General features: G+C 61.0%; 18 protein-coding genes. 3 read left to right on the top strand and 15 right to left on the bottom strand.

The features are described 5' to 3' along the window. Window positions 1–27: 27 nt before the first annotated feature. The 15 genes from ACM6IP_RS15725 to ACM6IP_RS15795 form a co-directional block, all read right to left on the bottom strand. Complete coding sequence (locus ACM6IP_RS15725; RefSeq protein ID WP_414861833.1) at window positions 28–1,728, bottom strand: flagellin; 1,701 nt, start codon at window positions 1,726–1,728, stop codon at window positions 28–30. Between the two features lie 286 nt (window positions 1,729–2,014). Next, the gene (locus ACM6IP_RS15730) at window positions 2,015–2,941 is read right to left on the bottom strand and encodes a ketoacyl-ACP synthase III (RefSeq protein WP_095169996.1); all 927 of its coding nucleotides are present in this window, start codon (window positions 2,939–2,941) and stop codon (window positions 2,015–2,017) included. A 366-nt stretch (window positions 2,942–3,307) separates the two neighbouring features. After that, the gene (locus ACM6IP_RS15735; protein WP_159994372.1) at window positions 3,308–4,885 is read right to left on the bottom strand and encodes a flagellar hook-associated protein 3; all 1,578 of its coding nucleotides are present in this window, start codon (window positions 4,883–4,885) and stop codon (window positions 3,308–3,310) included. 14 nt (window positions 4,886–4,899) lie between these two features. Further along, on the bottom strand, window positions 4,900–6,942 hold the full coding sequence (gene flgK / locus ACM6IP_RS15740) for a flagellar hook-associated protein FlgK (protein ID WP_401129100.1): 2,043 nt from the start codon (window positions 6,940–6,942) through the stop codon (window positions 4,900–4,902). Between the two features lie 10 nt (window positions 6,943–6,952). Next, window positions 6,953–8,236: a flagellar assembly peptidoglycan hydrolase FlgJ gene (flgJ, locus tag ACM6IP_RS15745; protein WP_414861834.1), complete on the bottom strand. Its 1,284-nt coding sequence runs from the start codon at window positions 8,234–8,236 to the stop codon at window positions 6,953–6,955. 10 nt (window positions 8,237–8,246) lie between these two features. Next, window positions 8,247–9,356: a flagellar basal body P-ring protein FlgI gene (locus ACM6IP_RS15750; protein WP_095170000.1), complete on the bottom strand. Its 1,110-nt coding sequence runs from the start codon at window positions 9,354–9,356 to the stop codon at window positions 8,247–8,249. Between the two features lie 15 nt (window positions 9,357–9,371). Continuing rightward, window positions 9,372–10,067 carry a flagellar basal body L-ring protein FlgH gene (gene flgH, locus ACM6IP_RS15755; RefSeq protein ID WP_095170001.1) on the bottom strand — a complete coding sequence of 232 codons (696 nt, stop codon included), beginning with the start codon at window positions 10,065–10,067 and terminating at the stop codon, window positions 9,372–9,374. A 52-nt stretch (window positions 10,068–10,119) separates the two neighbouring features. After that, window positions 10,120–10,905, bottom strand: a complete 786-nt coding sequence (gene flgG / locus ACM6IP_RS15760) for a flagellar basal-body rod protein FlgG (protein ID WP_027620992.1) — start codon at window positions 10,903–10,905, stop codon at window positions 10,120–10,122. Between the two features lie 45 nt (window positions 10,906–10,950). Continuing rightward, window positions 10,951–11,691 carry a flagellar basal body rod protein FlgF gene (locus tag ACM6IP_RS15765; RefSeq protein ID WP_095170002.1) on the bottom strand — a complete coding sequence of 247 codons (741 nt, stop codon included), beginning with the start codon at window positions 11,689–11,691 and terminating at the stop codon, window positions 10,951–10,953. Between the two features lie 203 nt (window positions 11,692–11,894). Beyond that, window positions 11,895–12,491, bottom strand: coding sequence for a cytochrome c3 family protein (locus ACM6IP_RS15770; protein ID WP_095170003.1), 597 nt, complete (start codon window positions 12,489–12,491; stop codon window positions 11,895–11,897). 9 nt (window positions 12,492–12,500) lie between these two features. Beyond that, on the bottom strand, window positions 12,501–12,992 hold the full coding sequence (locus tag ACM6IP_RS15775) for a nitrate reductase cytochrome c-type subunit (protein ID WP_414861835.1): 492 nt from the start codon (window positions 12,990–12,992) through the stop codon (window positions 12,501–12,503). 11 nt (window positions 12,993–13,003) lie between these two features. Next, complete coding sequence (gene napA / locus ACM6IP_RS15780; protein WP_320333895.1) at window positions 13,004–15,508, bottom strand: nitrate reductase catalytic subunit NapA; 2,505 nt, start codon at window positions 15,506–15,508, stop codon at window positions 13,004–13,006. After that, window positions 15,499–15,765, bottom strand: a complete 267-nt coding sequence (locus ACM6IP_RS15785; protein WP_159994364.1) for a chaperone NapD — start codon at window positions 15,763–15,765, stop codon at window positions 15,499–15,501. Before ACM6IP_RS15785 ends, napA begins: the two co-directional genes overlap by 10 nt. 40 nt (window positions 15,766–15,805) lie before the next feature. Further along, window positions 15,806–15,973: a periplasmic nitrate reductase, NapE protein gene (locus tag ACM6IP_RS15790; protein ID WP_414861836.1), complete on the bottom strand. Its 168-nt coding sequence runs from the start codon at window positions 15,971–15,973 to the stop codon at window positions 15,806–15,808. Between the two features lie 168 nt (window positions 15,974–16,141). Then, window positions 16,142–17,701, bottom strand: coding sequence for a sigma-54-dependent transcriptional regulator (locus ACM6IP_RS15795; protein WP_095170008.1), 1,560 nt, complete (start codon window positions 17,699–17,701; stop codon window positions 16,142–16,144). A 278-nt stretch (window positions 17,702–17,979) separates the two neighbouring features. Between ACM6IP_RS15795 and phhA the strand changes: the two genes are divergently transcribed. The 3 genes from phhA to ACM6IP_RS15810 all read left to right on the top strand — a co-directional run bounded on the left by phhA (window position 17,980) and on the right by ACM6IP_RS15810 (window position 20,393). After that, on the top strand, window positions 17,980–18,771 hold the full coding sequence (gene phhA / locus ACM6IP_RS15800) for a phenylalanine 4-monooxygenase (protein ID WP_414861837.1): 792 nt from the start codon (window positions 17,980–17,982) through the stop codon (window positions 18,769–18,771). Between the two features lie 69 nt (window positions 18,772–18,840). Beyond that, the gene (locus ACM6IP_RS15805) at window positions 18,841–19,197 is read left to right on the top strand and encodes a 4a-hydroxytetrahydrobiopterin dehydratase (protein ID WP_095080175.1); all 357 of its coding nucleotides are present in this window, start codon (window positions 18,841–18,843) and stop codon (window positions 19,195–19,197) included. Further along, on the top strand, window positions 19,197–20,393 hold the full coding sequence (locus tag ACM6IP_RS15810) for an amino acid aminotransferase (protein ID WP_414861838.1): 1,197 nt from the start codon (window positions 19,197–19,199) through the stop codon (window positions 20,391–20,393). Before ACM6IP_RS15805 ends, ACM6IP_RS15810 begins: the two co-directional genes overlap by 1 nt. The last annotated feature ends 204 nt before the right edge of the window (window positions 20,394–20,597 follow it).

Raw genomic sequence — 20,597 nt, forward strand, 5'->3', positions numbered from 1 at the left:
CTTCCGTTGATCAACCGCTAGCCGAGATTACTGAAGCAGCTTCAGTACAGCGGATGGCAGTTGGTTGGCCTGGGACAGGATCGCAGTGGAAGCCTGTTGCAGGGTTTGTTGCTTGGTCAGTTCAGCGGCTTCGGAAGCGAAGTCAGCGTCTTCTACGCGGCCTTTGGCAGCCGAGGAGTTCTGCGAAATGCTCTGCAGGTTGGCCACGGTGCTGGCGAAACGGTTTTGCACCGCACCCAGTTGCGAACGCTGGCTGTCGATCTGCTGCAGGGCGCCGTCCAGAGCCTGAACTGCTTGCTGCGAGGTGGAAGCCGACAGGATGCTCAGGTCGGAAACGGTGGTTTCCAAGGTTACCGAGTTGGTGGTGCCCTTGGTCAGACCCAGAGCGTCCAGACCGGTACCTGCGCTGCCATCGACGATTTCGATTTTCTTGTCGGAGAACAGGTTCAAGGTGCCGTCAGCGTTTTTGCTGGCGTTGACACCGGTGCTGGCGCTGTTGATCGAAGCCACGATCGCGTCAGAGGTATCACCTTTCTTGAACTTGACTTCAACGCCGTTCAGGTTGATCGACGTGTCGTCGGTCAGCTTGGCCTGGGAAGTGGCCGCCGACAGACCCAACTGCGACAACGAACCGCTAACGGTGTTGGACAGCTTGATGTCGCTACCATCTTCCGAAATCACCTGGATTCGGCCTTCAGGGCTGATGTCGGCGGACTTGATGCCGGTAGCACCTGCAATCTCAGACAGAACATCGGCGATGGTGTCAGTAGCACCCCAAGTGACGTCAGTACCGTTTACCGAGATCCCACCAGCGGAACCCAGAACAGTGGTAGGACCTTTGATCGAAGCAGGAGATACTGCGATTGGACCGGCACTCAGACCGATATCGGCGAAGTCAGCCCCACCTACATCGATAGCGGTAGCAGAAGACAAGCTGAGTGTGCCTGCGGTTTCGTCCCAAGTAGCGGTTACACCGGCAACGGCGTTGATCGCAGTAGCTACAGCTGCACCCTTGGCACCCGCTGCCAGGGTCAGCGCAGTACCGTTGATAGTGATATCAGTGGTACCGGTGATTGGCGATGTACCAGCCGCTTGCAGGTTTGCCTGTGCTGCAGTGGTGAACTTGGCAGCGGCTGGCGAACCCAGTACCGAACCGGTAGCCGTGGCGCTCAGGCCTTCCATCGCGGTGCCGTCAACAGTGGCTTCGGAGTAGTTACCCTTCAGGCCAGTAGCGCTGATGTCGGTCATGCCGAACGAGATGGTTTCGTTGGCGTTGGCGCCGACCTGGAAGCCGATGTTGTTGAACGAACCGTCCAGCAGGTTACGACCACCGAAGGTGGTGGTGTTGGAAATACGGGTCAGCTCGCCGACTTTCGCGGTGAATTCCTGCTGCAGGGATACACGGTCAGCGTCGCTTTTATCACCGTTCGCAGACTGCAGGGCCAGCTCACGCAGACGTTGCAGCAGGTTGGTGGATTCTTGCATCGCGCCTTCAGCGGTCTGTGCGATCGATACACCGTTGTTGGCGTTGGCGATGGCAACGTTCAGGCCTTTGACCTGGTTGTTCAGACGGTTGGCGATCTGCATGCCAGCGGCGTCGTCTTTGGCGCTGTTGATTTTCAGGCCGGAGGACAGGCGGCTCATCGAGGTGCTCAACGCGTCGGAAGCCCGGTTCAGGTTTTTCTGAACGCCCAGGGAGGTGATGTTGGTGTTTACAGATAAAGCCATGACGAATTCCTCGTTGGTTGGGTGCTGCGGCTTCCGGCCCTGGCAACCGCCGGGTGTGGCCTAGAGAACCTTCGTAATAGTTATCGTCGTCAATGCAGGTTGCTTGAGGGGTTTTTTCAAATTTTTTACTAGCAACGTGCCACCCCCTAATGTTTCAAGGCCTTAGGCCGCCTGGCGCCCGTCATGACTGGCACTGATCTCGGCCTCGACAGCGGCAAATCCCAAGCAATAAAAAACGCCCATGACCTCGCGGCCATGGGCGTTTTTACTAGCGGGCGCTAGCGGGTCACGGGCGGTGGATAATCGCCGAGCCCCACGATAGGCCTACGCCAAAACCACTGATCGCCACACGCTTCCAGGTGGAGTCGAGCATGTGTTTTTCCAGCAGCAGCGGGATGCTCGAAGACACGGTGTTGCCGGTCTCGACCATGTCCTTGATGAACTTCTCCGGCTCGCCTTCGAAACGGCGCGCCACGGCATCGACAATCGCCGCGCTGCCCTGGTGGATGCAGAAGGCGTCGATGTCTTCGGACTTGAGGCCCGAGTCATCCAGCAGTTCGTGCAAATGCGCCGGGACCTTGAGCAAGGCGAAGTTGAACACCTGGCGCCCGTTCATGTAGAACACGCCGTCGCTGACCTTCAGGTGCGGCGCGCCGGAACCGTCGGTGCCGAACTTGGCCTTGCCCAGTTGCCAGGCAGCGTCTTCGCCCATCCAGGTCGCGGTGGCCGCATCACCGAACAGCATGGTGGTGTTGCGGTCTTCCGGGTCAACAATCTTCGAGTAGGGATCAGCGGTGATCAGCAGGCCGTTCTTCAAGCCCGCCGCCTCCATGAAGCCCTTGATCGCGTACAGGCCATACACGTAGCCGGAGCAGCCCAGGGAGACGTCGAACGCGGCAACCCGGGTCGACAGGCCCAGCTTGTCCTGGACGATGGCAGAGGTGTGGGGCAAACCTTCTTCGTCGCCGTTCTGCGTGACCACAATCAGCACGTCGATGGCTTGACGGTCCAGTTGCGGGTTATTGGCGAACAACGCATTGGCAGCCTCCACGCACAGATCGGAGGTTTCCTGGCCGGCATCCATGCGCGGCAGAAAGGCCGAGCCAATCTTGCCCAAAATGAACTCTTCATCCTTGGCGAATTTCGCGCCCTGAGCGTAGTTATCAAGCCCGCTCACTGGCACGTAACTGGCGATGCTTTTTATGCCAATCATTGTGGCTTCCCAAAACAGAATAACTGGAGATCACCGCTCGCAGGATCGAGAGGCACTGATAACAAAGGGGTTTTGCCGACAAAACTGCGCCAGACGCGGGTGCCAAAATCATCAAAATAAACCCAGCGAACAGCGGGCACCCATCCCACCCTTTTCACACGATACAGTGAAGATGCGCTTTATGACTCATAGGTCACTCTATTTTGTGTGCATTGGCCAAAACAATCCGCCACGCAAAAAACCGGGCACAGCGCGTTAGCCAGGCGAACGCCGGCAAACAGGTGGGGATGAGGCGGGAAAAAGCGCGGAATTCAAGCTGCACCGGCCCACTCCCGGAATCAGGGTGGGCCGGTATTCAGGCGGGGATCAAAGCTTGTTGAACAGGCTCAACTGGGAGATTTTCACAAAGGCCAGCTGGGAAGCTTCGAGCATGGCTTTCTGGAAGCTCAGCTCAATCGAGGCGCTGGCCATGTCGGTGTTGCCAATGGCGGCCATGGTCGAGTCGTTGGCCAGGCCCATGCTGACGTTTTCGCCGGCCTGGATGTCGATCGCCTTCAGGCGTGCACCAATGGAACCACGGGCGTTGTCGATCCCGGCACTGGCGTTCTGCAGGTTGCCAATGGCCGAGTTGATCGCATTCTTCTGCTTCTGCTGGGCAACCAGGTCGCCATCGCTCGGAGTTGCCAAGGCCTGGCGCAACTGGCTGATGGTGTCCAGCGCGCTCTGGGTCTGATGGTTGTTGGCGCCGACCACGAACTGATCGCCGGACTTCACCGCACCACTGAGATCGAACTTGACCCCTACCGCCGTCAGGGAGTCGCCAGCGGCGTTCAGGCTGCCCTTGCCGATGGACTTGCTGTTGGCACTCAACGGCTGGGCATAGACCTCGTACTCGGTATCGCTGGTGAACTTGATCACTGCGCCATTGCCCGGAAAGCTGTCGCCATAGGCCTTGGCATCGGTCACGGTGGCGCCAGTGACCTGGGCCGTCGACGGGTTGCCGGGGCTGCGGGAGGCATTGAAGCTGTCCGGCTTGGCTTGCAGGGTGAACACGTGCCCCTTGACCGCCGCATCCAGGTCGGCCGCAGGTACGTCCGCCAGATTCAGGTTGATGTCGAACTTCACCCCGCGCAGGTTGACGCTGTGGGCGCCCTCCTTCGTCGAGTCGAATTGGCCATTGCCCGGCACTTCTGCAGTCACATCCTTGCCGGTTGCGTCCTTGAGGATGTACTGGGTGCTGCTGGTGAACTCCAGCGTGTACGGCTGGCCGGCGGCGAAGCTCTTGTTGTAGGTCTGGTTGGAGCTGATCAGGCCATCGGAGACCGCAACCTTGCCATCGTTGACCGACGGTGGCTGCAGGACCGCCTGGGTGCGACCGGTATTCACCGACCCTTCCATGATGCTCTTGGCGGTGTTGCTGGCCGCCAGGCTCAGGGTGTCCGAGACCTGCAGGTTGAGCTGGGTATCGTCACCCTGGTAGGTGTAGGTGCCGTCGTTGTTGCGCACATAAGGCGGGACGTCGGTCTTGGAGCCGGAAAACATGTAGTTGCCCGACTCGTCCTTGCTGTTGAGCAGGCTGAACACCTGCTCTTCGATATTGCCCAGCTCGTCGGCGATCGACTTGCGGTCCGCGTCGCTGATAACCCCGCCACCCGACTGCAAGGCCAGCTCGCTGACTTTCTGCAAGGCCGTGTTGATGCTGTCGAGCACGCTTTCCTGGTTGGTCAGCGACGACTTGATGCTGTTCATGTTGCCGGCGTACTGCAGCAGCATGTCTTTCTGCTGCTGCAATTGCAGCAAGCGGCCAGCCCCGACAGGATCATCCGCGGCGGTCTGGATGCGCACACCGGAGTCGATCTGCTCCTGGGTCTTGACCACTGAGGTGAAGTTGTTCTGGTACTTGGCCGTGCTGGTCTCAAAGAACTGAGCGGTAGAAATACGCATCGTCAAGGACTCCCTTAAAGACTGTTGATCAGTGTCGAGAACGTGTCCTGCGCGACCTTGATGATCTGCGACGACGCGGTGTAGTACTGCTGGAACTTGATCAGATCACTGGCCTCTTCATCCAGGTTGACCTGCGAAACCGAACTGCGGCTGGACTTGGCGTAGGCCAGCGCGGCGTTGTTGGCCGTGCCGTCGACGCTGGCCTGGCTGGCCTTGCCCCCAACGGTGGAAACCAACTGGCTGTAGGCCTGCCCCATGCTGACGCCGGCATTGCCGCCCCCGACGCCAACGGTGGCCTTGGTCTGCAGGGCGAGCATTTCATTGGCGTTGCGGTTGTCCGCCTTGCCGTCCTGGTTGAACTTGATATCGAAGCTGTCGCCCTTGCCCGGCGAGCCGCTGACCGTGGTATTGAAACCAACGGTCTTGGCCGTGCCATCGGCGTTCTTCACAGGATTGCCGGCCGCATCGAGTACCGGCACGTTGATCGTCAGCTTGTTGTCCTGGCCCGGCACAATACTGCCCTTGCCGATTTCGGCGCCCGCCTCGTTCAGCACGCGATAGGTCTGGGTCCCGTCCTTGGCTTCGTCGAAGGCGATGCGCACCGGCATCGCGCCTTCGATCTGGCTCTGCAACTGGCCCAGTTCGGCGCCGCCGTAGATATCCAGCATCGATGACAGGTTCGGGCTGCTCAAGGCGCCCGTGCCGGAGTTGGAGCTGCCTTTGTCCGCGAGCAACGGCCCGGCGAACGCCAGTTTGTTGGGATCTTTCAACTGCACGCTGAGGTCGCTGGCGCCGGAGCGGGTCGGGCTGACCTTGAAGCTGTCGCCGGCACTCAGCCCACCACCGTTGAGCTTGAGGGTGAAGCCATCAATCATGTCCGGTGGAGTCTTGGTGACGTCGAACGGTCCCAGGGTGGTGCCGTCGGAACGCTTGACGCTGTAGTTCTTGTCGCTGGTGAACGTCACTTGATAGTCATACGCGGTCAACGCGCTGCTGTCGCCGATGGTCACGTCGAGGTTGCCGGAACCGGCGCTGTTACCGGTGGTGGCCAAGCTGCGCTGGCTGATGGCCTGCGGGCTGTTGATATTGTTGAACAACGACGAACCGAACTCGCCATTGGCATCCAGGCCCTGGCCCAGTTGCTTGTTGAACGCATCGGAGACCACCAGCGCGGTGCGCCCCAGGTCGTTGATGGCCGGCGCCAGCACGTCGTTGCGATAGCGGATCAGGCCGCCCATCTTGCCGCCCGTGACGACCGAGGTCACCTCGATGCTCGATTGCGGGTAGTCGATCTGCAGGCTGTACTGGCTTTTGTCGGTCTTGCCCGGGACTGCCGACAAAGTGTTGGAGGTGTTGCCCGTGACCAGCGTCTGGCCGGTGCCCAGCGAGATGTCGTAGACCCCGTCGTGCTCCTGCACCTTGACCCCCACCAGCTCGTTCAACGAGCGAACCGCTTCGTTGCGCGCATCCAGCAGGTTGTTCGGGGTGCTGCCGGAAGTGCTTGCCTGGGTAATTTGCTGGTTGAGCGAGGCGATGGTTGCGGTGTGCTGGTTGACCATCGAGGCCAGGGTGGTCAACTGGCTGTTGATCCCGTCATTCTGCTGCGTGAGCTGGCTGGAGATCGCATTGAAGCGATTGCTCAGGGTCTGCGCATTGGTCAGCAGCAGTTGCCGCGCCGACATGTCGCCGGGGGCACCGGCCGCGGTCTGCAGCGAGGCGAAGAAGCTGCCGAGGGCGGCCGAAACCCCGGTGTTTTTGTCCGACAGCAACTTGTCGACCGCACCGATCTGGTCGAGATAGGCCTGGGCATCACCATTGAGCGAGGTGGTGGTCTGCAACTGCGCATCGATGTAGGCGTTGTACACCCGGCGCACATCGGCCAGGGTGGTGCCGGACCCGATGAACACGCCACCGACCTGCTGCGAGCCTGCACTAGTCTGGATGAGTTGTTGACGCGAGTAGCCCGCAGCGTTGGCGTTGGCAATGTTATTGCCGACCGTGGCCAACGCCGCCTGGCTCGCATTCAGACCCGACATCCCGATATTGATCAAGCTCATGGTTCAGACCTTATAAATTCGTGGAAGAGCCCGCCGAGGCGTAGTTCTCATAGCTCTTCATTTGTTTGGCAATCTGCGAAATCTTGCTGGCGTAGTTGGGGTCGGTGGCGTACCCGGCCTTTTGCAGCTCACGCACAAACTGTTCGGGGTTATCGGCCGACTTCAACACTTCTTGATAACGATTGTTGCTCTGCAGCAAGGTCACCAGGTCATGGAAACTGTCCTGGTAGGACGCGTACGAACGGAACTCGGCCGTCTCCTTGACCATCTCGCCATTGCGGAATTCGCTGGTGATGGCGCGGGCCTGCGCACCCTTCCAGGTGCTGCCGGTCTTGATCCCGAACAGGTTGTGGCTGCTGCTGCCATCGGCGGCGCGCATCACCGACTTGCCGTAGCCAGTTTCCAGGGCGGCCTGGGCCACCAGGTAACGCGGATCGACGCCGATACGGTCGGCCGCCTGCTGCGCCATCGGCAGCATGGTGGTGATGAACTGGTCTGGCGAGTTGAAGGCTTTTGGCGCCGGCGCCAGGGGCGGCTGCGCCATCGCACGGCCATAGACCTGCAGGCGTCCGCGCTCGGCGGAATAGCTCTGCGCCGGCTGCCAGTCGCCCTTGACCAGCGCGTTGCCGTCACGGGTCGCACGGTTGGGCAAGGTGCTGGTAGCGGTGGTGGCCGCCGTCCCGCTGGCCGAAGGCACCAGGCCTGCCAACAAGCGGTCCGCCAGTTTCGGCGGTAGCGCCAGGCGCCGCTGGTTGATCAGCGCCATGTCATTGCCGTGCACGCCCTGCTCCGCTGCCTGCGGTGGATTGATCGAGCGCGAGGCCCACAACGGACGCTGGCCATTGAGGCGCGACAACGGCCCATCAGTGGCCACCGTGCCAGCGGCAATCGGTGTATGCACCGCTGCTTTCGCGGCCTCCTGCTTAGCCGCCGACAACGCGGCCGCCTCGCCGGGGGCCAGTGGTTTGTTCTTCGACATCTGGCGCATCAGCACATCGGCCAGGCCAATGCCGCCGCCCTCGCGGGACATGGAAACCGCCAGCTGCTGGTCGTACATTTCCTGGTACTGCTTGGCCGCCGCGGTGTTCAGCGGGTTGTCCTGGCCCAGCGCGTCGGTGGCCGAGCGCATCGACTTGAGCATTTCATTGAGGAACAGCGATTCGAACTCCTGCGCCACCTTGCGCATGTTGCCGTCGCTGTTCTTGTCGCCGACCTTGAGCTGGTTCAGCCGATTGAGGTCGGAGTAGGCCGCCGAATCGCTGCTGCTGACCAGGCCGCTCTTGCGCATGTCCATGTTCGTCACCTTAGATCACGATCAGGTCGGCTTGCAGGGCGCCGGCCTGTTTCAAGGCTTCGAGGATCGCCATCAGGTCACCCGGTGCCGCGCCGACCTGGTTCACCGCACGCACGATTTCGTCGAGGGTGGTGCCCGGGCCGAACTTGAACATCGGCTTGGCTTCCTGCTGTGCGTTGACATTGGAGCGCGGCACCACCGCCGTCTGGCCGTTGGAGAAAGCCCCTGGCTGGCTGACGATCGGGTCTTCGGTAATGGTCACGGTCAGGCTGCCGTGGGTCACCGCCGCCGGCGACACCTTGACGTTCTGGCCGATCACGATGGTGCCGGTGCGCGAGTTGATGATGACCTTGGCCACCGCCTGGCCGGGGTCGACTTCGAGGTTTTCGAGGATCGACAGGTAGTCGACCCGCTGGCTCGGATCCAGTGGCGCGCTGACGCGAACCGAACCGCCATCGATCGCCTGGGCGACACCCGGGCCGAGCAGGCTGTTGATCTTGTCGACGATGCGCTTGGCCGTGGTGAAGTCCGAACGGTTGAGGTTGAGGGTCAGGCTGTTGCCTTGGTTGAACCCGCTCGGGACCGCGCGCTCCACCGAGGCGCCGCCAGGGATGCGACCAGCCGACGGCACGTTGACGGTGATCTTCGAACCGTCACGACCTTCGGCGTCAAAACCACCCACCACCAGGTTGCCCTGGGCCACCGCATAGACGTTGCCATCGATGCCCTTGAGCGGGGTCAGCAGCAAGGTGCCGCCACGCAGGCTCTTGGAGTTGCCGATAGAAGACACGGTGATGTCGACCTGCTGCCCCGGCTTGGCAAACGCCGGCAAATCGGCACTGATCGACACGGCAGCGACGTTCTTCAACTGCACGTTGCCCGAGCCCGGCGGCACCTTGATGCCGAACTGCGAGAGCATGTTGTTGAAGGTCTGCAGGGTGAACGGGGTCTGGGTGGTCTGGTCACCCGTGCCATTGAGGCCGACGACCAGGCCATAGCCGATCAACTGGTTGGAACGCACGCCGGAGATACTGGCGATGTCCTTCAACCGCTCGGCCTGCACGCCCAGGGAGGTGCCCAGCAACAACGCGGCCGCCAGCAGGTGCTTGAAGTTCAGCATGGAGAGGGTCATCACCTAGAAAGGGAACAGCGGGCTTAGGAAAAAACGGTCGAACCAGCCTGGCTGACTCGCATCGGCAAACGAGCCGGTGCCCGAGTAGGTAATGCGCGCGTCGGCGACCCGGGTCGAAGACACGGTGTTGTCGGTGGATATGTCGTCGGCGCGCACCAGGCCGGCAATGCGCACCAATTCGTCACCGGTGTTGAGGGTCATCCACTTCTCGCCGCGCACGGCGATGATGCCGTTGGGCAACACGTCGGCCACGGTCACCGTGATCGAGCCGGTCAGGCTGTTGCCCTGCCCGGCCTTGCTGTCACCCTTGGTCGCGCGGTCACCGCTGTAGCCGGCGTCCAAACTCAGGTCGCCACTGCCGAACGGGTTATTGGTGTTGGGCACCGCGCCGAACAACGAGGTCAGGCCGATGTTGGCCTTGCTGGTCTTGCCCACTTGCGAGTTGGCGTTCTTGCTGGCCTGGGTTTTTTCGTTGAGGGTGATGGTGATGATGTCACCGACCCGGAACGCCTTGCGGTCGCTGTACAGGTTCTGCTCGAAACCGGCCTGGTAGATCGAGCCATTGTTGGCTGCCGCCGGCAAGGGCGTGCGTGGCAACACCGGGGCGTAGTAAGGGTCATTGGGTTTTGGCGTCGGCCCGACGCAGCCCGCGAGCACGGCGATCCCACTCAATGCGAGAACAGATACAAAGCGATTCATGACCCTAACCTCACGGTGTTGCAGGCGGCCTCAAGCCGCCCCATAGACTTGATTACAGATTCTGCGTGACGAACGAAAGCATCTGGTCGGCGGTGGAGATGACTTTGGAGTTCATCTCGTAGGCACGTTGCGTGGTGATCATGTTGACCATCTCTTCCACGGTGCTGACGTTGGAGGTTTCCAGGGTGCTTTGCAGGGTGGTACCAAAACCGTTCAGGCCTGGGGTGCCGATCTGTGGCGCACCACTGGCGGCAGTTTCCAGGAACAGGTTGTTGCCGGTGGCCTGCAGGCCGGCCGGGTTGATGAAGTCGGCGGTTTGCAGGTTGCCGATCACCTGGGCGGCCGGGTTGCCGGCAATGGTGATCGACACGGTGCCATCGCGACCCACGGTGAAGGTCTGGGCTTCGGCGGGGATGACAATGGCCGGCTCCAGGGCATAACCACTGGCGGTCACGATCTGGCCGTTGGAGTCCAGGTGAAAGGTCCCGTCACGGGTGTAGGACGTAGTCCCGTCCGGCTGCAGGACCTGAAAAAAGCCACGACCGTCGATGGCCATGTCCAGCGGCTGCTCGGTGGTTTGCAGGCTGCCGGCGGTGAAGTTCTTCTGGGTGCCGACGATGCGCACACCGGTACCCAGTTGCAGGCCCGACGGCAGTTCGCTGTCCTGGGTCGACTGGGCGCCCGGCTGGCGCTTGATCTGGTAGAGCAGGTCCTGGAACTCGGCACGGTCACGCTTGAAACCCGTAGTCGAGACGTTGGCCAGGTTGTTGGAAATGGTCGTCAGGTTGGTGTCCTGGGCGGACAGGCCTGTTTTGGCAACCCATAGAGCCGGAAGCATTCGATTCTCCTCGTGCGCCTGTTTTACGGCGCGACGTTCTGATAATTAGCTGATCTGCAAGACCCGAGCCATGGCCTGGTCGTCTTCTTTGGCGGTGTTCATCATCTTGACGTGCAGCTCGAACTGCTTGGCCAGGGCCAGCACCGAGGTCATTTCTTCCACCGCGTTGACGTTGCTCGACTCGAGGAAACCCGAGACCAGTTGCACGTTGGCATCGGCCGGTGCGGGCTGGCCGTCCTTGGTGTGGATCGAACCGTCGAGGCCCTTGGTCATGTTCTTCAGGTCCGGGTTGACCAGCTTGATGCGGTCGACTTCCGCCATCACACGCGGGCCTTCACCCATGGCACGGATACTGATGGTGCCGTCCTGGCCGACTTCGATCTTCTGCTCGGGCGGCACGGCAATCGGCCCGCCATTGCCCATCACCGGCATGCCATTGCCGGCACGCAGCACACCCAGGGCGTCGACATTCAGGCTGCCGGTGCGCACGTAACTTTCCTTGCCGTCGGGGTTCTGCACGGCAATCCAGCCGTTGCCGCTGACCGCCACGTCGAGGTCACGCCCGGTTTCCACCAGCGAGCCCGGACTGAAGTCAGTGGCCGGACGTTCGGACAGGGCAAAGGCCCGCGCCGGAAAGCTGTCGCCAAACACCGGCATCGACCGCGCCTGCTCCAGGTCTTTCTGGAAACCGTTGGTGGAGATGTTGGCCAGGTTGTTGGCATGGGCCTTTTGCGCCAGCGCGTTCTGGCTGGCGCCGGTCATGGCCACATAAAGGTACTTGTCCACAGTCTTTCCTCTGCATGCCGGACGTTTGCCGCCCACTGCTGTACTGGCAAGGCTTTAGCAATTTGCAGACCAACTTGCGCGCAAAGGCCCCAGGTCCTTTAAACACAGGACTTGGGACAATTCAGAGGAGAGAGGTGGAGGATGGCAGAGACGAAAAACCGGCGCGCTTATGCCGCTTTACGGCAATCGGCCGGACAGCACGGCTACCAGCCCTTGACGCCGCTCATGTCGGGCAGCTTGTGGGCGATGCCTTTGTGGCAGTCGATGCAGGTCGCCTCGCCGTTGGCCAGGGAAGTCGAGTGCATGTTGGCGGCGCGCTTGCCCTGGCGGGTGAAATCCATGAACTCGAAGTTGTGACAATTACGGCACTCGCGAGAGTCGTTGGCCTTGAGCCGGGCCCACTCGTGCTCCGCCAGTTCACGGCGCATACCGAGAAACTTCTCGCGGGTATTGATGGTGCCGAACACCTTGCCCCAGACCTCTTTGGACGCCTGCATCTTGCGCGCGATCTTGTGGGTCCACTCATGCGGTACGTGGCAATCGGGACAGGTTGCGCGCACCCCCGAGCGGTTGGTGTAGTGGATGGTTTCCTGCAGCTCGACAAACACGTTGTCGCGCATTTCATGGCAGGAGATGCAGAACTTTTCGGTATTGGTCGCTTCCAGCGCCGTGTTGAATCCACCCCAGAAAATCACCCCGGCAATGAACCCGCCGAGCGTCAGGAAACCCAGGCTGTAGTGGACACTGGGGCGACGCAAGATCTGCCAGTAGTCTTTGAACACTACCCACAATGACTTCATGACCACTCCTCAGGGTTTCTGCTTGCGGTTGATTTCGTCTTGCAGCACCTGGTCAATATTCTTGAAGTCGTTGTTGACCAACGGCTTCACGTCTCGCTGCGGCACGTGGCACTGATTGCAGAAGTAGCGCCGTGGTGAAACGGCGGCCAGCGCCTGGCCGTCGCGGTCCATGTAGTGGGTGATGCTGATCATCGGCGCCTGGGTCAACGCGCTGTTGGCCCGACTGTGGCAGGACAGGCATTTGTTGCTGTTCTTGTCGATGTGATAACCGCGGATGCTGTGGGGAATGGTCGGCGGCTGTTCGGGATAATTGCGCTCGCGCTTGAGGTCCTTGTTCTCCTCCTCGGCGATGGGCGGCGCCGGCAGTTCCTGGGTCAGGGTGCCGCCGACACGCCTGCCATCGGGGGCGGGCGCATCCAGCGGATACCCAGGCTCTGCGGCAAAGGCCGCGGGCATGCCAAGCAGCAGTGCAAGCAGCAAGGACAGCGTACGAGCATTCATCACAGCTCTCCTCAGGCAGTCTTGATCAGCTCGATCCTGACCGCGCACTTTTTATAGTCCGTCTGCTTCGAGATCGGGTCCGTCGCATCGAGAGTGACCTTGTTGATCAAGCGGTTGGCGTCGAAGAACGGCACGAACACCAGCCCCTGGGGCGGCTTGTTGCGCCCACGGGTTTCGATACGTGCGCGCATTTCCCCGCGTCGGCTGATCACCTTGACCTCACTGCCGCGCCTGGCATTGAGCGCCTTGGCATCGGCCGGGTGCATGTACACCAGAGCATCGGGTACCGCCTTGTAGAGTTCTTCAACGCGCTGGGTCATGGTCCCGGTGTGCCAGTGCTCAAGCACCCGCCCGGTGCTCAGCCAGAACGGGAACTCCTGGTCAGGGGATTCCGCCGGCGGCTCGTAGGGCAGCGCGAAGATGATCGCTTTCTTGTCGGGGTAGCCATAGAACTGCACGCCACTGCCCTTCTCCACGTAGGGATCATGGCCTTCGCGGAAGCGCCAGCGGGTTTCCTTGCCGTCCACCACTGGCCAGCGCAGGCCGCGTTCGGTGTGATACCGATCGAACGGCGCCAGGTCATGACCGTGGCCCCGGCCGAACTGGGCGTACTCTTCGAACAGGCCTTTTTGCAGGTAGAACCCAAAGTCCTTGGCTTCGTCGTTTTCAAAGCCTGGCTCCATCTGCTCGATCGGGAACTGATCGACGTTGCCATTCTTGAACAGCACCTCGTACAGGGTCTTGCCTTTGTACTGCGGGGCACTGTCGAGCAACTGCGCGGACCAGGCCTCATCGGTGGTGAAGCGCTTGGAGAATTCCACCAGTTGCCAGAGATCGGACTTGGCATCCCCCGGGGCGGATACCAGTTGATGCCAGAACTGGGTACGCCGCTCGGCATTGCCATAGGCCCCCTCCTTTTCCACCCACATGGCCGTGGGCAGGATCAGGTCGGCGGCTTGCGCGGACACCGTGGGGTATACGTCGGAAACGATCACGAAGTTCTGCGGGTTACGCCAGCCCGGCAAGACTTCCTGCATGATGTTGGGCCCGGCCTGCATGTTGTTGCTGGCCATGGTCCAGTACACGTTGACCACGCTGTCCTTGAGCATGCGGCTCTGCTGCACCGCATGGAAACCGACCTTGGGATTGATGGTGCCGGCCGGCAGTTTCCAGATCTTCTCGGCGGTGGCGCGGTGTGCCGGATTGGTGACCAGCATGTCTGCCGGCAGGCGGTGGGAAAAGGTCCCCACTTCCCGCGCCGTGCCACAGGCCGAAGGCTGGCCGGTCAGGGAGAACGGGCTGTTGCCCGGCTCGCTGATCTTGCCGGTCAGCAAATGGATGTTGTAGATCAGGTTGTTGGCCCACACCCCGCGTGTGTGTTGGTTGAAACCCATGGTCCAGAAGGACACTACCTTGCGTTTCGGGTCGGCATACAACTGCGCCAGCGCCTTGAGCCGTTCGGCTGGAACCCCGGTCTCCTTGGCGGTGCGTTCCAGGGTGTAGGGTTTGACAAAGGCGGCAAACTGCTCGAAGTCGATGTCGGTCCAGGTGTTCGCCTTGTCGGCATTCTTGGCCTGTTGTTCCAGCGGATGATCGCTGCGCAAGCCGTAGCCGATGTCGTCGACCCCCTTGGCAAACCGCGTGTGCCGGCTGACAAACTCCTGGTTCACCGAGCCACTTTCAATGATGTAGTTGGCGATGTAGTTGAGGATCAACAAGTCAGTCTGCGGTTTGAACACCATGGGAATATCGGCCAATTCAAAGCTGCGATGCTCGAAGGTCGACAGCACCACAACTTTGACATCGGGTTGGCTCAAGCGACGATCCGTGACCCGACTCCAGAGAATCGGGTGCATCTCCGCCATGTTCGAGCCCCACAACACAAACGCGTCGGTGACTTCGATGTCGTCATAGCAACCCATGGGCTCATCGATACCGAAGGTGCGCATGAACCCCATGACCGCCGAGGCCATGCAATGTCGGGCATTGGGGTCGAGGTTGTTACTGCGAAACCCGGCCTTCATCAACTTGTTGGCGGCGTAGCCTTCCCACACCGTCCATTGTCCGGAGCCGAACATGGCGATCGAGTCTGCGCCTTTGTTTTTCAGTGCTTCCTTGAACTTCAACTCCATCACATCAAACGCCTGTTTCCAGGACACCGGCTGGAACTCACCCTGCTTGTCGTATTGCCCGTTGGTCATACGCAACAGCGGTTGGGTCAGGCGGTCCACGCCATACATGATCTTGGACAGGAAGTAGCCCTTGACGCAGTTCAGGCCGCGATTGACCTCGGCTTTGACATCGCCGTGGGTCGCTACCACCCGGTTGTCCTTGGTCGCCACCATCACGCTGCAACCGGTGCCACAAAACCGGCACGGCGCCTTGTTCCAGGTCAGGGCGACCATGTCCTGCTCGGTGATCAGGTTGCTGGCCGAGGTGAACACCGGCAGCCCGGCAGCCGCCGCAGCAATCCCGGCCGCCTGGGCCTTGACGAACTCACGACGGGTCATGGGCATGGGTGTTCTCCGCTCGGATCGAGGATCTCGTGGTAAACCAGGGAGGCGTTGAGCACGCCGGGCAGGCGGCCAATCTGTTCGATGCGCTGGAGGATCTGCGGTTCGCCGTGCATTTCCAGGACCACCACCAGTTTGCCCTCGGGGCTTTCCTGGTGCAGTTCAACACCCTGGAGCAGGCGCAGATTGGCTTTCACCGCGGCAAACATCTCGACACGGGCCTGCACGATCAAACTGGCGATATGTAGTTTTTGTTCCATGGCCAACACTCCCTGCCTGTTAACTCACCTGGACTGGCAATCAGTGTGGAGCCCCGGGAGGGCCGAGGAACATTTGCAGGAACCAGACGAAAAAGCCGTAGCCGCCGACTATCACCACCGATAGCAGGGGAAAAAGAAACACGATCAGGAACAGCAACAGCCGCCTTTCCTTGCGCGCACGTAGAGCGGACTCATCAACCGTCGTCATGGCCAGGGCTCCTGCCAGAAAGTGCACTGAGCCTAGATGGCCGCCCTGTAATTTTCCATGATTCAGATCAGCGAAAGGTCAAACAGGATTAATCCTCATTCAATAATGATTAGTATTAACAAAGCAGCAATTCGCCAACTAAGGCCCACGCATTCAAGGGCGACTTAGTTAGCGCTCAAGTTTGCCGATTTCATACTCGCGCAACTTGTTGGCAATGGTGGTGTGGGAAACACCCAGGCGTTTACCGAGCAATCGACTGCTGCTGTGTTCTGAATACAAGCGTTCCAGCACGGCCTTTTCAAACCGTCCGACAATTTCATCCAGCCCGCCGTCCAGGGAAAAATCCCCCAGCGGCTGGCGCACGCCGTAGTCCGGCAGGCGAATGTGTTCGGCCTTGACGGTGCCGCCCTCGCACAGTGACACCGCCTGGAACAGCACGTTCTCCAACTGCCGGACGTTGCCCGGCCAGTGGTAGTGGCTGAGCCGGTCCATGGCCGCCGGCGCCAGTTTCGGCAAGGGGCAGCCGATCTGCCGGCTGGCCTGATCGAGGAAGTGCTCGACCAGCGGCGTCAGGCCGTCGAGGCACTCGCGCAACGGCGGGATGTGCAGCGACAGCACATTCAAGCGGTGGTACAGGTCCTGGCGGAACTCACCGCTGGCACACAGCTCGGAGAGGTCGACCTGGGTCGCACAGATGACCCGCACATCCAGGTAGACCTCTTCATCGCTGCCCACTCGGCGGAAGCAACCGTCTTGCAGGAACCGCAGCAATTTCACCTGCAAGCGCGGGCTCATTTCGCCGACGCCATCGAGAAACAGCGTGCCGCCTGCCGTCAATTCCAGCAGCCCGAGCTTACCTTCGGCCCGCGCGCCTTCGAACGCGCCGGGGCCGTAGCCGAACAACTCGGTCTCGGCCATCGACTCCGGCAACCCGGCGCAGTTCAGCGCCATCAACGGCGACTGGCCGCGCGGGCTGGCCAGGTGGCAGGCGCGCGCCAGCAGTTCCTTGCCGGTGCCAGTCTCGCCCTCGATCAACAGCGGCGCATCCAGGGGCGCCATGCGTCGCGCTTCCCGGACCACCGCCGCCATCACCTTGGAGCTTTGGAAAATACTGTCAAAGCCGCGCAACTCCTGCTTGCGCACGTTGTAGATGCGCTCGCCAACCCGGTCGGCCCGGTGCAGGGTCAGCACTGCGCCCGCCATGGCCTCGCTGTCGTCGTGTTCCGACTGCAGGGGGGCGATGTCGGCCAGGAACACGTCACCCTTGACCTTGACCCGCAGGCCATTGATCCGCGACTTGTTGGCGCGCACCAGTTCCGGCAGGTCGAAATCCTCGGCGTAGCGTGACAGCGGGATCCCCGGCACTTCGTCGACCCGCACCCCGAGCAATTGCGCCGCCGCACGGTTGGCCGCGACGATCGAGCCGCCCATGTCGATCGACAGCACCGGGAACTCCAGCGCCCCGAGCAGGGCATTGAGTTCCATGTGCCGGCGCTCGCTGGGCATCAGCCCTACCCGCTTGACCCCGAATACCCCGGCAATCGCCTCGAATTTCGCCCGCAGCGCCTGGAACTGGATGTTGATCAGGTTCGGGCAATGCAGGTAGATCGCGTTGCCATGCTCACCGCCGACCTCCCCGCGAGCGACGTTGATCCCGTACTCCACCAGCAGGTTGAGGATGTCGCGCAGGATGCCGATGCGGTTCTGGCAATGGACTTTGATACGCATAAAAAGGCCCGGACAAGGAGATGGACAGCGGGTGGCGAGGATTTTTCTGCCGACACCCAAAGTTAGTCGTCAAGATTATGTGACAGCTTCAGGGCTTTTCAAACCGGGAAATCGCAATAGGTACGCCACAGGCCGCTTTGCGTAACGAAAACTTTACGAAAACTGGCGAATTTTCCTACCCGCTCGTCCCGCACCCTGCTGCGCGGTCGCACGCTTCGGGGTATTTCTAGGTCCATAGCAAGACATAACAAGAACGTATCCCTTTGCAGGAGAGCAGCATGAAGCAGACGCAATACGTGGCCCGCGAGCCCGATGCGCAAGGGTTTATCCACTACACCGCTGAAGAACACGCGGTGTGGAACACGCTGATCACTCGCCAATTGAAAGTGCTCGAGGGTCGTGCGTGCCCGGAATACATGGAAGGCATCGACAAGCTCGGCCTGCCCCATGACCGCATTCCCCAGCTCGACGAAATCAACAAGGTCCTGGGTGAAACCACCGGCTGGCAAGTTGCCCGGGTTCCGGCGCTGATTCCGTTCCAGACCTTTTTCGAATTGCTGGCCAGCAAGCAGTTTCCTGTCGCGACCTTTATTCGTACCCGCGAAGAACTGGATTACTTGCAAGAGCCGGACATTTTCCACGAGATTTTCGGCCACTGCCCACTGCTGACCAACCCGTGGTTCGCCGAATTCACCCACACCTACGGCAAGCTTGGCTTGCAGGCGGCCAAGGAAGAGCGGGTGTACCTGGCGCGCCTGTACTGGATGACCATCGAGTTCGGCCTGGTCGACACCCCTGAAGGCCAGCGCATCTACGGCGGCGGCATTCTCTCCTCGCCGAAGGAAACCGTGTACAGCCTGTCCGGCGAGCCCGAGCACCAGGCCTTCGATCCGCTGGAAGCGATGCGCACGCCGTACCGCATCGACATCCTGCAGCCCCTGTACTTTGTCCTGCCCAACCTCAAGCGCCTGTTCGACCTGGCCCACGAGGACATCATGGGTATGGTCCAGCAGGGCATGCAGCTGGGTCTGCACGCGCCGAAATTTCCGCCAAAACCCAAGGCGGCCTGAGGACGCCGCAGTCGCGGCGCCCCACAAAAAATAGTAACGTCTAACAAGAATCGAAATCAGGAAACCACCATGACCGCTCTCAACCAAGCCCATTGCGAAGCCTGCCGCGCCGATGCCCCACAAGTCAGCGACGAAGAACTGCCGGTATTGATCAAGCAGATCCCTGACTGGAACATCGAAGTTCGCGACGGCGTCATGCAGCTGGAAAAAGTTTTCCTGTTCAAGAACTTCAAGTTCGCCCTGGCGTTCACCAACACCATGGGTGAAATCTCCGAAGCCGAAGGTCACCACCCAGGCCTGCTCACCGAGTGGGGCAAAGTCACCGTGACCTGGTGGAGCCACTCGATCAAGGGCCTGCACCGCAATGACTTCATCATGGCCGCGCGCACTGACGAAGTGGCCAAGGACGCCGAGGGCCGCAAGTAATGTTTTTCGACGCCATCGGCCGGGTGCCCGGCGACCCGATCCTCGGCCTGATGGAGGCCTATGCGCAGGACCCCAATCCGCGCAAATTCGACCTCGGCGTGGGTGTCTATAAAGACGCCCAGGGCCTGACGCCGATCCCGCACTCAGTGAAACTCGCTGAACAGCGCCTGGTGGATGGCCAGGGCACCAAGACCTACATCGGTGGTCACGGTGACCCGGCGTTCGGCAAGGTGATCAACGAACTGGTGCTGGGCGCCGACTCGGCGCTGATCGCCGAACAGCGGGCCGGCGCCACCCAGACTCCGGGTGGCACCGGGGCCTTGCGCCTGAGTGCCGACTTCATCGCGCACTGCCTGCCTGGCCGTGGCATCTGGCTGAGCAACCCGACCTGGCCGATCCACGAAACCATCTACGCGACCGCCGGCCTCAAGGTCAGCCACTACCCTTACGTGGGCAGTGACAACCGCCTGGATGTCGAGGCCATGCTGGCCACCCTGAACCTGATCCCCAAGGGTGATGTGGTGCTGTTGCACGCCTGCTGCCATAACCCGACCGGTTTCGACCTGTCCCAGGATGACTGGCGCCGGGTGCTGGACGTGGTGCGCAGCCGCGAATTGTTGCCGCTGATCGACTTCGCCTACCAGGGCTTTGGCGATGGCCTGGAGCAGGATGCCTGGGCCGTGCGCTTGTTCGCCGAGGAGCTGCCTGAGCTGTTGATCACCAGTTCCTGCTCGAAGAACTTCGGCCTGTACCGCGATCGCACCGGGGCGCTGATTGTCTGCGCCAAGGATGCCGAGAAGCTGACCGATGTACGCAGCCAACTGGCCCACATCGCCCGTAACCTGTGGTCGACGCCACCGGATCACGGCGCGGCCGTGGTAGCGACCATCCTCGGCGACCCAGAGTTGAAACAGCGCTGGGCCGACGAAGTGGAAGCCATGCGCCAGCGTATCGCCCAACTGCGTTCGGGCCTGGTGGAAGCGCTGGAACCCCACGGTCTGCGCGAGCGTTTCGCCCATATCGGTGTACAGCGCGGGATGTTTTCCTACACAGGTTTGACGCCAGAACAGGTGAAAAAACTGCGCGAGCAACACAGCGTGTACATGGTCAGCTCGGGACGCGCCAACGTGGCCGGGATCGACGCCACGCGCCTGGACTTGCTGGCCGAGGCGATCGCTGACGTCTGCCGTGACTAAACGCTACCGCGTGTAGCAGCCCGTAGCAGCTGTCGAGCTTGCGAGGCTGCTGCTACGGGGGTTGTGCCGCTACAGTGCGGCCATCTGTCGCAGAAATCCGAGATAAAAGTCTATTTGTCATTTCTCCTGCTGTATCCTGCCAAGGCTTTTTGAAAGCGTGGTTCTACACAGCGATTTACAAACAGACTTTGCGAGGAGCAAGTA

This window comes from Pseudomonas sp. IT-P176 (assembly GCF_949767245.1).
In the GTDB taxonomy this organism is placed as follows: domain Bacteria; phylum Pseudomonadota; class Gammaproteobacteria; order Pseudomonadales; family Pseudomonadaceae; genus Aquipseudomonas.

Coding starts and splice junctions, on each gene's coding strand:
- ACM6IP_RS15725 (WP_414861833.1), bottom strand. CDS start 1,728: ATGGCTTTATCTGTAAACACCAACATCACCTCCCTGGGCGTTCAGAAA.
- ACM6IP_RS15730 (WP_095169996.1), bottom strand. CDS start 2,941: ATGATTGGCATAAAAAGCATCGCCAGTTACGTGCCAGTGAGCGGGCTT.
- ACM6IP_RS15735 (WP_159994372.1), bottom strand. CDS start 4,885: ATGCGTATTTCTACCGCTCAGTTCTTTGAGACCAGCACGGCCAAGTAC.
- flgK (WP_401129100.1), bottom strand. CDS start 6,942: ATGAGCTTGATCAATATCGGGATGTCGGGTCTGAATGCGAGCCAGGCG.
- flgJ (WP_414861834.1), bottom strand. CDS start 8,236: ATGGACATGCGCAAGAGCGGCCTGGTCAGCAGCAGCGATTCGGCGGCC.
- ACM6IP_RS15750 (WP_095170000.1), bottom strand. CDS start 9,356: ATGCTGAACTTCAAGCACCTGCTGGCGGCCGCGTTGTTGCTGGGCACC.
- flgH (WP_095170001.1), bottom strand. CDS start 10,067: ATGAATCGCTTTGTATCTGTTCTCGCATTGAGTGGGATCGCCGTGCTC.
- flgG (WP_027620992.1), bottom strand. CDS start 10,905: ATGCTTCCGGCTCTATGGGTTGCCAAAACAGGCCTGTCCGCCCAGGAC.
- ACM6IP_RS15770 (WP_095170003.1), bottom strand. CDS start 12,491: ATGAAGTCATTGTGGGTAGTGTTCAAAGACTACTGGCAGATCTTGCGT.
- ACM6IP_RS15775 (WP_414861835.1), bottom strand. CDS start 12,992: ATGAATGCTCGTACGCTGTCCTTGCTGCTTGCACTGCTGCTTGGCATG.
- napA (WP_320333895.1), bottom strand. CDS start 15,508: ATGCCCATGACCCGTCGTGAGTTCGTCAAGGCCCAGGCGGCCGGGATT.
- ACM6IP_RS15785 (WP_159994364.1), bottom strand. CDS start 15,765: ATGGAACAAAAACTACATATCGCCAGTTTGATCGTGCAGGCCCGTGTC.
- ACM6IP_RS15790 (WP_414861836.1), bottom strand. CDS start 15,973: ATGACGACGGTTGATGAGTCCGCTCTACGTGCGCGCAAGGAAAGGCGG.
- ACM6IP_RS15795 (WP_095170008.1), bottom strand. CDS start 17,701: ATGCGTATCAAAGTCCATTGCCAGAACCGCATCGGCATCCTGCGCGAC.
- phhA (WP_414861837.1), top strand. CDS start 17,980: ATGAAGCAGACGCAATACGTGGCCCGCGAGCCCGATGCGCAAGGGTTT.
- ACM6IP_RS15805 (WP_095080175.1), top strand. CDS start 18,841: ATGACCGCTCTCAACCAAGCCCATTGCGAAGCCTGCCGCGCCGATGCC.
- ACM6IP_RS15810 (WP_414861838.1), top strand. CDS start 19,197: ATGTTTTTCGACGCCATCGGCCGGGTGCCCGGCGACCCGATCCTCGGC.